This window comes from Streptomyces erythrochromogenes (genome assembly GCF_036170895.1).
In the GTDB taxonomy this organism is placed as follows: Bacteria; Actinomycetota; Actinomycetes; order Streptomycetales; family Streptomycetaceae; genus Streptomyces; species Streptomyces erythrochromogenes.
The window spans coordinates 1,502,881-1,514,179 of the sequence record NZ_CP108036.1; the positions used below are offsets into that span (position 1 = coordinate 1,502,881).

Here is an 11,299-nt window from a genome sequence, read left to right on the forward strand (position 1 = left end):
CGGGCCAACCGACGGGCGGGCTGGCGGACTCGTGGACGGACCGGAGGGCCGGGTGGCGCGTCATCGCGCGGCCAGCCGTTCGGCGATGGCGGCAACGGTCCGGCCGCGGAAGACCGCCTGGGGCGGGACCCGGGTGCCGGTCTGCTGGGAGAGCCGCATGGCGACCCGTACGGCGGCCAGCGAGTTGCCGCCGATCCGGAAGAAGTCGGCGTCCGGGCCGAGGTCGTCGGCCAGTTTCAGGACCTCGCGCACGGCGTCGGCGACCAGCCGCTGGTCCCGGTCGAGCGGGTCGGCCGGGGCGGCGGCGCGGCGCCCGGCCGGGGCCGGCAGGGCGCGGCGGTCGACCTTGCCGTTCTGGTTGAGCGGCAGTGCGTCCAGTACGTCGAGCGTGGCCGGCACCATGTGTTCGGGCAGCAGCCCCGCCAGGTGGTCGAGCAGCGCGTCCGGGTCGGGCGCCTGCGCTCCGGTGGCGGCGGTGACGTACGCGGCGAGCCTGCGGTCGCCCGGAGCGGGCTCGTGGACGGTGACGGCGGCCTCCGCCACGGACGGGTGGCGGGTGAGCGCGTCCTCGATCTCGCCGGGCTCGACGCGGAAGCCGCGGACCTTCACCTGGTCGTCGATCCGGCCGGTGATCTCCAGGACCCCTTGCGCGCTCCGGTGGCCGAGGTCTCCGGTGCGGTAGAGGCGTTCGCCGGGCGCCCCGAACGGGGAGGCGACGAACCGCTCGGCGGTCAGCGCGGGCCGGCCGACGTATCCGAGGGCGAGCCCGCCGCCGGCCGCGTACAGCTCGCCGGTGGTGCCGTCCGGGACGGGCCGCAGCCGCTCGTCGAGGACGTGGACGGCCTTGCCGTGCAGCGGGTGGCCGATCGGGATGGAGGCACCGGCGGCATCCTCGGGAGTGGCCCGGTGGCAGGTGGTGAGGCCGAGGCTCTCGACCGGGCCGTAGCCGTTGGCGACGACCAGGTCCGGGTACTGGTCGAGCGCCTTGCCGACGTGGGTGACGGAGGCCCGCTCGCCGGCGGTGAAGGCCACCTTGAGGTCGTCGTAGGTCTCCGGGAACTCCTCCAGCAGGAAGTTGAACAGGCTGGCGGACAGCTGGAGCTGGGTGACGCCGTGGCGGCGGGTGAGTTCGGTGACGGCCTGCGGGTCGGGCCGCTGGCCGGGCTGGAGCACGCAGACCCCGCCGAAGGCGAGCGCGCCGTACAGCTCCAGGGCGAAGGCGTCCCAGGAGACCGGGGAGCACTGGAGCCACACCTCGTCGGGTCCGAAGCGGGCGTAGTCCTGGCCGAGGTAGGTGGTGGTGAGGGCGCGGTGCGGGACGGCGACGCCCTTGGGGCGGCCGGTGGAGCCGGACGTGAACATCACGCAGGCGAGGTCCGTGCCGGTGACCGGCAGGCCCGGGTCGTGGCCTGGGCGGGCCGCGACGGCGGCGGCCTCGGCGTCCAGGTCGAGGTGGCGGGCGACGGGGAAGGGCGGGCTCGCGTCGCGGTGGGTGACCAGCAGGGTCGCGCCGCAGTCGGCGACCGCGCCGGCCAGCCGCTCGGCCGGGAAGTCCGGATCGAGGAGGGTGTAGGCGGCGCCGGCCTTCAGCGCGGCGAGCAGGGCGACCACCAGGTCCGGTCCGCGCTCGACGAGGACGGCGACGGTGTCGCCGCGGCCGACGCTCAAGGCCTGCAGGTGGTGGGCGAGTCGGTTGGCCCGCTCGTTCAGGGTGCCGTAGTCGAGGCGGTCCTCGCCGCAGACCAGGGCGGGGGCGTGCGGGTCGCGGGCGGCCCGGTCCTCGAAGAGCGTGTGCACGGGGGCCTCGACGGCGGTGGCGAGCGTGCCGATCCAGGCCTCGCACAGTTCGGCCATGGTGGCCGGGTCGAACAGGTCGGAGTCGTACTCGAAGCGGCCGGTGAAGTCGGTGCCCCGGTCGTCGACGGAGATCGACAGGTCGAAGCGGGAGACCGGGTTGGAGTGGAGCTCGCGAGTGACCCGGGTGCCGCCGATGGTCAGCGGGCGGGTGTCCAGCGGGTGCAGTTCCAGCAGGACCTGGCAGAGCGGGTTGCGGTCCTCGGTCCGGTCGTCGGGGCGCTCCTCCATGACCGCGCCGGCGATGGCGTCGAACGGCGCCTCCTGGTGGCGGTAGCCGTCGATGGCCACCTCGCGGACGTGCCGGACCAGGTCGCGGAAGTCCATCCCCTCACCGATCCGGACGCGCAGCGGCAGCAGGTTGACGAAGTAGCCGATCAGTGCGTCGAGTTCGGCGCGGCCGCGGACGCTCACCGGGGAGCCGAGCACCAGGTCGCGCCGGCCGGTCCGGCGGTGGAGGGTGAGGGCGAGCCCGGCGAGCAGCACCATGAACGGGGTCGCGTCCTCGCTGCGGGCCAGCGCCCGGACGGACTCGGCGACCGGCCGGGGCATCGCGAAGCGGTGGAAGGCGCCGCGGAAGGCCTGCAGTTCGGGGCGGGGCCGGTCGGTGGGGAGGACGGGCTCGGTGGACGCGTCGCGCAGGTGCTCGCGCCAGTGGTCGAGCTGCCGCTCGGCGGTGCCGTCCTGGTGCTGCCAGGTGCTGTAGTCGGCGTACTGGACCGCGAGTTCGGGAAGGGCCACGGGTCGGCCCGTGGCCAGGGACTCGTACAGGGCGGCCAGTTCGGCCTCCAGGACGGGCAGGGAGCCCTCGTCCCAGACGATGTGGTGGCAGAGCAGCAGCAGGGTGGACGTGTCGCCGGTGCGGTAGAGGTGGGCGCGGACCAGCGGGCCGGTCTCCAGGTCGAAGGGCACCAGCGCGGCTTCGGCGAGCAGCCCGTCCACGGCGCCGGGGCTCGTCTCCACGACGGTGAACGGCAGTTCCACGGACGGGTGGACCACCTGCCGGGGGCCGTCCTCGCCCAGCTCGAAGGTGGTGCGCAGCGCTTCGTGCCGGTCGGCGACGCCGGCCAGGGCACGGCGGAGCAGCTCCGGGTCGACCGGCCCGTCGAAGCGGAACACCCAGGGCACGGTGTAGGTGGGCGCGCCCGGGTTCCACCGGTCCAGGAACCACAGCCCGCGCTGGAAGTTCGCCAGCGGCGCCTCGGTGGCACCGGTGCGCTCCAGCGCCGGACGCTCGCCGTCGTCCGAGGCGGCGGTGACCGCGGCGGCGAACTCGGCGAGGGTCGGCGCGTCGAAGATGGTGTAGGGGGAGATCATGCCGAACACGTCGAAGACGCGGCCGACCACGCGCACGGCGGTGAGGGAATCCCCGCCCAGGTGGAAGAAGTTGTCGTCGGCGCCGACCTCGGGCACGCCGAGTACGTCGGCCCAGACGGCGGCGATCAGCTGCTCGGCCGGAGTGCGGGGCGGGCGGTGGCCGGCGGCCGGCGCGGCGGGTTCGGCCTGGGGCTCGGGCAGCGCCGCCCGGTCCACCTTGCCGCCGGCGGTCAGCGGGAAGGCGTCCAGGGGGGTGACGGTCGCGGGGACCATGTGCTCGGGGAGCCGCTCGGCCAGGTGGGCGCGCAGCCCGGCCGGGTCGGGGGCGCCGCCGCCGGTGGCGCCCCCGGTGCCGGTCACGTAGGCGGCGAGCCGGCCCTCGCGCGCCACCACGACCGCCGCGGCGACGTCCGGGTGGCCGGCCAGCGCCTGCTCGATCTCGCCGGGCTCGACCCGGTAGCCGCGGATCTTCACCTGGTGGTCCGTACGGCCGACGAACTCCAGCGGGGCGTAGGTTCCGGACCGGCGGACCACGTCTCCGGTCCGGTACATCCGGGCGCCCGGCTCCGCTGCGAAGGGGTCCGCGACGAACCGGCCCGCCGTCAGGCCCGGGCGGCCGTGGTAGCCGGAGGCCAGCACCGGCCCGCCGAGGTACAGCTCGCCGGACGCGCCGGGCTCCACCGGCCGCAGCCGGTCGTCCAGCACGTACGCGCAGCGGCCGCCGAGCGGGCGGCCGATCGGGACCGTGTCGGCCTCGCCGGCGGCCGGGCCGGCCGGCTCGTGGACGGTGGCGGTGACGACGGTCTCGGTGGGCCCGTAGGCGTTGAGCAGCGGGACCCCGGTCGCGGCCCGCCAGCGGTCGGCGGCGTCCGGGTAGAGCCGGTCGCTGCCGGAGATCATCAGGCGGAGGGTGCGCGGCGGGCGGGCGTCCTCGCGCAGTGCGGCGACCACTTCCTGGAAGTAGCCGGCGGCGAGGTTGGCCACGGTGACCCCCTCGGCGTCCAGCAGCTCCAGCAGGGCGGCGGGGGCCAGGAGTTGCTCCTGCGGTACGACGATGCAGGCGCCGGCCGAGAGGGCGGTGAGCACCTGTTCGACGGCCACGTCCACGGTGGGGCGGGCGAAGTGCAGCACCACGTCGTCCTCGGTGAGGCCGAAGCACTCGACGGCGGCGGCCAGGTGGCCGGTCAGTGCGGCGAGGGGGACGTGCACGCCCTTGGGGCGGCCGGTGGTGCCGGAGGTGTAGATGAGGTAACCCGCGGCGGAGAGGTGTCCGGGCCGGTCAAGGTCGGGAACCTGGTCGCGGTCCGGGTCACGGCCCGGGTCGAGGTCGAGGTGCGGGCCGCGGTCCGGTTCGCGGTCCGGTTGGCGGTCCGGTTGGCGGTCGGGGTCGCGGTCGGGTTCGCGGTCCGGCCCCTCCGCCGGTCCGGCGGGGCCGTCGGCCCCGACCAGTTCACCGTCGGTGTAGGCGAGGGCGGCGCCGGCGTCCGCGCGGATCCAGCGGTTGCGCTCCTCGGGCGCCTCCCGGTCCAGCGGCAGGTAGGTGGCGCCGGCCCGGAGCGCGGCGAGCAGGCCGACCACGTGGTCGAGCCGGTCCCGGCCGGTGACGGCCACCGTCGCGCCGGGCGCGGTCCGGGCGGCGATCCGGGCGGCGAGGGCGCCGCTCAGCTCGTCCAGCTCCCGGTAGGCAACGGTCCGGGCGCCGAGCCTGAGGGCCGGGCGGTCCGGGAACCGGCGTGCGACGGATATGAAGGGAAAACCGCGAGATTCCATCATCCAACCCCGATGAATTAACGACGCTGCGGGTAGTCGTCTCGACGATAGGGCCGCATTTCCGCACCGATCGGCAGATTGCCAGGAAGGCGATCGGCAGTTTCAACTGCCGCTCCAAGCTCGGCGCGAAGAGCCTCGAAGCCGCAGAGGGGGCAGCCCGCCGAGGTGCGCACGGGCGCCTCGGCGGGCTGGGAAGAAAGCTTTTTCGGTTATCCGGCGGCGGGAATTGCGGGGAAATCCTGGGACCATACGTCGTCCCGGTCCAGCGCGTCCGGGGCGTATTTCCCGAGGGCGCTGATCAGCAGTCGGAGTTCGAGCGCAAGGCATTGCGTGAAACGGATCAAACCGGCCTGCGGGTCCTCGGCCGCGGCGAGCAGGGCCGCCCGGCCCAGGCCCACCGCGCGGGCGCCGAGCGCCAGGCTCTTCACCACCCGGCCGCCCTCCCACATCCGTCCGGAGACCAGCAGGCACGGCGGGGGCCCGGCGGCCGCCATTCGGCGCAGGCACTCCGCGAGCGGCAGGCCGACCTGGGCCGGGAAGGCCTCCGGCGCCCAGCCGGTGCCGCCCTCGGCGCCGTCCACGGTGACGGCGTCCGCGCCCGCCCCGGCGGCCACCCGGGCGGCCTCGGCGACGTCCCGGCCGGGGTGCAGCTTCACCCAGACCCGGGCCCGGGGGAAGTTGTTGCGCATGAGCCGGATCTGCTGGCGCAGGATCTCGGCCGTGAAGGTGCCGGGGGTGCTGGAGCGCAGCACGCGGCCGTCGCCGAACACGTCGTCCAGCCCGTACCGGTCACCGACCCGGGCGGCCGCGTCGGCGTCCAGGACGGTCATCCCGCCGAGGCCCGGCTTGGCCCCCTGCCCGAGTTTCAGCTCGAAGGCCAGCCGGCCGGATTCGAGGAGCGGCAGCGCCGCCGGGTCGCTGTAGACGAGGTTCCACACCTCGGCGTCGGCGTCCTCGGTGGACTGCTGGACGGCGACCCCGCCCCGCCCGTCGGGCAGCTGCTCGGCGTAGGCGCGCAGGCGGCCGAGGAGCGCCCGGTCCGCCGCCTCGCCCTGCCTGCCGTAGCCGTTCACGGGGACGACGTTCTCGCCGATCACCATGGGCAGGCCGAGCGCGCCGGCCTGCCGGCTGAGCGCGAGACCGAGATCGCCGCCGGCCGCTCGGGTGGAGCCGAGCGCCGACACGTACACCGGCATGGCCGAGGTGAACCCGCCTATGGAGGTGGCCAGTTCGACGTCACGGTAGTCGGGCTCGCGGCCGAGGTCGATCAGCCGGGCGAGCCGCTGCGGCATGAGGACCGGCGGGGTGATCCGCAGGGCGTCGAGCGGATCGCGCTCACCGTCGGACCGCCGGTCACCGCCGTGCTCCGCGCCGAACAGGACCCGGCCGTACTCGGCGGGCGGCGGGAAGGCCGCGGCCGCGCCGGCCCGGGCGCGACGGCGGACCTCCTCCTCGGGGAAGCCGGGCGCCGACAGGTCGCTCACGGCGACACCACCCCGGCCAGCTTCGGGAAGGCGCTGGCCTGCCAGACCGCGTCCAGCCCGGCGACGTAGCGGGTCAGCCGCTCGACGCCGATGCCGAAGCCCGCGCTGCCGGGCACGCCCTCGCGGACCAGGTCGAGGTACCAGCGGTACTTCTGCGGGTTCTCGCCGGTCTCCCGCATCCGGGTGACGATCTCCGCGTAGTCGTTGGTGCGCTGGCTGCCGCTGCACAGCTCGCCGTAGCCCTCGGCGGCGATCAGGTCGAAGTTCTTCAGCAGGCCGGGACGTTCGGGGTCCTCCCGGTCGTAGAAGCCGCGCGAGCCCTTGGGGTAGTCGGTCACGAAGAACGGACGGTCCCGCCGGGCGGAGAGCAACGCCTCGCCGTCCCAGTCGAGTTCGGCGTCCGGGCTCTGCGGGTGGCCGAGCCCCCGGAGCTCGGCGACGGCCTCGTTGTGCTGCATCCGGCCGAAGGAGCCCTTCAGCAGCTGGGTGAACGCGGCGGTGTCCCGGCCGAGTTCGGCGAACTCCTTGGGCAGCTCGCGGACCGTGCTGTCGACCATGTGCACCACGAGCTCCTCGACGAGCCGTACGGCGTCGTCCCTGCTCGCGCCGGCCATCTCCACGTCGAGCTGGTGGAACTCGGCCAGGTGGCGGCTGGTGCCGGCGGTCTCCAGCGGCTCCAGCCGCACGTTGGGGGCGATGCAGAAGATCTTGTCGAAGGCCAGCAGCGAGGCCTGCTTGTAGAGGATGGCGCTCGTCATCAGCTTGTAGCGGTGGCCGTAGAAGTCGACGTCGACCTGCTTGGAGCCGCGCGAGCCCGGGTCGGTGACCGGCCCGATGATCGGGGGGAGCAGCTCGGTGAAACCCCGCCTGCGCAGGAACTCGCGGGCGGCGAAGAGGAGCTGGTGCTGGATCCGCAGCGCGCTGCGGGTGGCCGGGGCGGTCAGGTGGCGCCCGGGGTCCGGGATCGGTGCGGCGGCGGGGGCCGTGTGCCCGTCGGTGGTCATGTGGTCAGTCCCAACTCTCGTCGTGGCGTGGACGTCGTAGGCGGCGGTACGGACGTACGGGGCGTGCCGGGGACGCCACCGGAGGCGGCGGCAGCGGCGGCGGACGGGGCGACCGCCGACGGGTCGGCGGCGCGGTCGTCGTAGGTCCGTTGGACGTGGGAGAGCGCCGAGATCAGCCCGGCCGAGCCGAGGATCGGCGGACGCGGGCCGTCGTCCGCGAGACCGGCGATCGGCATCGAGCCGACGCTCGACCAGAGCAGGCGGCCGTCGGACGCCAGCGAGGTGCGGGCCCGGCCGGCGTTGTCGGGGTGCAGGCAGTAGGGGACGTCCAGGTAGCCGGCGGCGAAGGCGCGGACCAGCGCCCGGCCGACGTCCGCGTCCAGCTCCAGCACGGCGCCGATCAGCGCCCGCGCCTCCGCCTCGATACCGGTGTCGGCGACATCCAGGGCTTCGAGACCGTCGAGGAGGTCGAGGCGGTCGAGGCGGTCGGCGGCGTGCGGGCCGGCTACGGCGTGCGGGCCGCGTACGGCGTGCGGGCCGCGTACGGCGGTCGGCGCCGGCCGGGAGCCCTCGCCGGCGGCTGCCGCGGCGGCGGTCTCCAGTGCCCGGACGTTCTCCCCCACGGTCGGTATCCGGTGCGCCTCGGCGGTGGTCTTGACGATCAGCCGGGCGGCGCCGGCCCGCACCGCCAGCCGGGCAGCGTCCTCCAGCAGCAGCCGGGCCCCGCCGGGCGAGCGCGGGAAGACGCCCATGTAGGCGTAGAGCACGACGTGGTGGTCGACGTCCGGCAGCAGTTCCCCGGCCAGCCTCCCGAGGACGGTGAGGGCCTCCTCGTCCTGGCGCGGGTCGGCCTGCTGGGCGTAGCTCAGCGAGACGGAGGTCAGCCCGTGCTGCCGGAAGAACAGCGCCTCCAGCACACTGACCGCGATCAGCAGGCTCGGCGGGCAGAGCTGGCCCATCAGGCAGCCGCCGAAGGTCTCCAGGTGCGGCTCGGCCCCGTACTCCCGGGTCGAGGCCAGCAGTTCGCAGCTGCGCTGCCAGGCGGCGACCGCTTCGCGCAGCGGCGTACGGCTGTACGGCAGGCAGTAGGAGACCGGGCCGCCCTCGGTGGCGTCCAGGCCGACGGCCAGCAGCGCGCGGACGATGTGCTCGGGCATCGCCGAACCGTGGCGGACCTGTACCGGGAAGCGCGCGTCCGCGACGCCCCGCAGGACGGCACGGGTGGTGTCGGCGGGGTGCGTGGCGATCGGGTAGCCGTTCAGGCCGACGCCCTCGGCGAGCGCGCGCCGGGCCGCTTCCAAGTCGCCGGTGCGGGTGTAGCTGTCGAGGGTGACGGTGCCGACGGTGACGGCTTTCGCGTCCCGGGTGGCGCGCAGGCCGTCGCGCATCCGCAGCGGGTCGGCCATGCCCATCCGGGGCTGGACCACCAGGGTGCCGGCCGCCCGGGCCCGGGCGACGAAGGCGCCGAAGCCGCAGGACGACGCGGCGGCGGCGTCCGGACGTACGGCGGGAACCGCGCCCGCACCGCCCCCGGCGCCGGTCACAGGAGCACCCCCGACCCGGCGGGCAGCGCCCGCGCCACGGAGCCGGCGGGCAGCGAACCGACGAAGGACTGGAAGTCCAGGACCGAGCCGCCCTCTTCGAAGACGCCGTCGAAGCCCGCCGCCATCAGCGCCCGATGCCGGGCCGGGGTGCCGGAGCCGGAGATCCCGAGCTTCCCGCCGATCACGGTCGGTGTGCGGACCAGTTCGGGGCGGGCGCGCAGTGCCTCGATCACCCGCAGTCCGTCGTTGAAGCCGTGCCCGTTGACACTGCTCAGGACGATGAGGTCCGGCTCGATCCGGCGGCACTCGGCGACCAGCAGCTCGTCCGGCACGCACGCGCCCAGGTTGGTGACCCGGTGTCCGAGCTCTTCCAGCAGCAGCTGCAGGAAGACCAGGTTCCAGGTGTGCGAGTCCGAGGCCATGGTCGTCACGACGACGTCCAGACCGGTCGGCTCGGCCTTTCCGTGCTGCTCCACGGCATGCTGCTCCACGGCGCAAACCCTCTGTGTCGGTAGGTGGATGTCCGGGGGCGGGACCGCCCGGCCGTGGACAGAACGCTAGGGAGGTTCCGGGCACCGGACCGGCAGCTCGCCCGGCAGGATTCGGGCAGTATCGGCCCAGGCCGGAGGCTCGGGACGGGGCCGTGTACAGGTCCGTGTACGGGCCGTCGACAGGGCTCAGCTCGCTGCCGCCAGCTCCGCGTACACACCGGGCCCGCACAGGCGCCGGCAGAGGTTCAGCACGGTGAACCGGACGCCGTCGCGGGCCGGGACGCTGCGGATCAGTCCGCTCGCCAGCAGCTCGTGCACCGCCGCCAGGCACTCCTGCGGCGGTCGGCCGCTCAGTTCGACGGCGTCCTCGCCCGACCAGTCCCCCGGGGTGGCCGCGAGCCGCTCAAGCAGGTCCCGCTGGCCGAGCGTCAGCCGGTCCAGCGCGGCCCCGAGCGCCGCCCCCACGTCGGCCCGGCCGCCGAACCCCGCCGGGGGCGGCGCCAGGTGGAACGGCCCGTCCGTGAGCCGCGCCACGAGCTGGCGCGGGGAGAGCACCGTCGACCAGCCGGCCACGAGTTCCAGCGCCCCGGGCAGACCGTCGAGCTGGCGGCAGATCGAGGCCACGGCCGGCGCCTCCTCGGGCTCCAGGCGGAACCCGGGCCGCAGCCGCCGCAGGTGCGAGAGCAGCAGCCGTACGGCGCCCACCTCGGCCAGCGCCACCGGGTCGTGGTCGAGTTCCGGCCCGGGAGTGGGCAGCGGGGCGAGCGGGATCACCTGCCCGCCGGGCAGCGGCTGCGGCACCCGGGCGGTGATCAGCACCCGCAGGCCGGGGCAGCGGTGGAACAGCTCGTCCAGCAGGGCCGTGTCCACACCGGCGTCGGCTCCGTCCAGCACCAGCAGGGTGGGCCGCCCCCCTATCGTCCGGGCGAGTCCGGCGACCGACTGGCGGCCGCAGTCGATCCAGCGCACCGACCACCGCGAGGCGAGGTGCAGCCGTCTCGCGACCTCCAGGACCAGCCGGGTCTTGCCGACCCCGCCGAGGCCCGCCACGGTCACCAGCCGGTCGCCGTGCACGGCGAGGGCGTCGGTCAGCACCTCGACCTCCAGCTCCCGGCCGACGATCGCACCGCGGGCGACCGGCGGCGCGGTCGGTTCGTCGCGCGGCTCCTCGACGAGTGCCTGCCGGCGCGCCGCCGCCTCGAAGCTCGACCGGTGCTGGCCCTCCAGCCGCAGCGCGTCGGCCAGCAGCCGGACCGTCTCCTGCCGGGGGCGCTGCACCCGCCCGCTCTCCATGTCCCGGATCGCCCGGACGCTCAGGGTCGCGTGATCGGCGAGCACCTGCTGGGTCAGTCCGACGCGCTCGCGCCGGACCCTGAGCAGCTCTCCGAAGCCCGTCGTCGACTGCAGCGACGTAACACCGTGCATGCCTAGTCCACCTTCCGTGGGTTGGCCAAGTACCGGGGACCGAGGGGCCCGGAGGCCGTAGGCCCACCGAGGGCGGCTGCGACCGGTGGTGACCTCCGAGCCGTTGTTCCCCTTGTCGCCGATGGTCGCCGCCCCGGCTCTACGGCCGATCAACGGCGGATCACCACCCACCCACGCGGTCGGCCCGGCCGGTCAACGGCGCCTCCGCACCGTCAGCAGGATCTCCCTCAGCACGGCCGCCGCAGCTCGACGGCGGGCCGGGCGCGAGGACCACACGGCGGGGAGGACGACCCCGGCGAACAACGCCGTGAACATCAGGGCCGGAAACACGATCGTGTGTGAGGTCAGCAGGCGCATGTGGGTTCCTTCCGCTCGGACAGCCGCCGGGTGCGGCCGCAGTCCGAGTCTGT

General features: G+C 74.9%; 7 protein-coding genes. All 7 read right to left on the reverse strand.

Annotated features, from left to right (window positions below; all coding sequences use genetic code 11):
* Nucleotides 1–60 precede the first annotated feature (60 nt).
* The 7 genes from OHA91_RS07075 to OHA91_RS07105 all read right to left on the reverse strand — a co-directional run bounded on the left by OHA91_RS07075 (nucleotide 61) and on the right by OHA91_RS07105 (nucleotide 11,246).
* Nucleotides 61–4,941 carry an amino acid adenylation domain-containing protein gene (locus tag OHA91_RS07075; protein ID WP_456293593.1) on the reverse strand — a complete coding sequence of 1,627 codons (4,881 nt, stop codon included), beginning with the start codon at nucleotides 4,939–4,941 and terminating at the stop codon, nucleotides 61–63.
* 209 nt (nucleotides 4,942–5,150) lie between these two features.
* Nucleotides 5,151–6,425, reverse strand: a complete 1,275-nt coding sequence (locus tag OHA91_RS07080; protein ID WP_328738862.1) for a glutamate synthase-related protein — start codon at nucleotides 6,423–6,425, stop codon at nucleotides 5,151–5,153.
* Complete coding sequence (locus OHA91_RS07085; RefSeq protein ID WP_328738863.1) at nucleotides 6,422–7,429, reverse strand: asparagine synthetase A; 1,008 nt, start codon at nucleotides 7,427–7,429, stop codon at nucleotides 6,422–6,424. The genes OHA91_RS07080 and OHA91_RS07085 overlap by 4 nt, the downstream gene beginning before the upstream one ends.
* Nucleotides 7,426–8,973, reverse strand: coding sequence for a methylaspartate mutase (locus OHA91_RS07090; protein ID WP_408059155.1), 1,548 nt, complete (start codon nucleotides 8,971–8,973; stop codon nucleotides 7,426–7,428). The genes OHA91_RS07085 and OHA91_RS07090 overlap by 4 nt, the downstream gene beginning before the upstream one ends.
* On the reverse strand, nucleotides 8,970–9,464 hold the full coding sequence (locus OHA91_RS07095; protein WP_037631558.1) for a cobalamin B12-binding domain-containing protein: 495 nt from the start codon (nucleotides 9,462–9,464) through the stop codon (nucleotides 8,970–8,972). Before OHA91_RS07095 ends, OHA91_RS07090 begins: the two co-directional genes overlap by 4 nt.
* Before the next feature lie 186 nt (nucleotides 9,465–9,650).
* A complete protein-coding gene (locus tag OHA91_RS07100; RefSeq protein ID WP_031146715.1) occupies nucleotides 9,651–10,889 on the reverse strand; it encodes a helix-turn-helix domain-containing protein in 1,239 nt (412 codons plus the stop codon).
* A gap of 192 nt (nucleotides 10,890–11,081) precedes the next feature.
* The gene (locus OHA91_RS07105; protein WP_167344703.1) at nucleotides 11,082–11,246 is read right to left on the reverse strand and encodes a hypothetical protein; all 165 of its coding nucleotides are present in this window, start codon (nucleotides 11,244–11,246) and stop codon (nucleotides 11,082–11,084) included.
* Nucleotides 11,247–11,299: the final 53 nt, after the last annotated feature.

What these genes read in the sequence shown, in the direction of transcription:
- OHA91_RS07105 (WP_167344703.1), bottom strand. Translation starts at nt 11,246, where the DNA reads ATGCGCCTGCTGACCTCACACACGATCGTGTTTCCGGCCCTGATGTTC.
- OHA91_RS07075 (WP_456293593.1), bottom strand. Translation starts at nt 4,941, where the DNA reads ATGGAATCTCGCGGTTTTCCCTTCATATCCGTCGCACGCCGGTTCCCG.
- OHA91_RS07085 (WP_328738863.1), bottom strand. Translation starts at nt 7,429, where the DNA reads ATGACCACCGACGGGCACACGGCCCCCGCCGCCGCACCGATCCCGGAC.
- OHA91_RS07100 (WP_031146715.1), bottom strand. Translation starts at nt 10,889, where the DNA reads ATGCACGGTGTTACGTCGCTGCAGTCGACGACGGGCTTCGGAGAGCTG.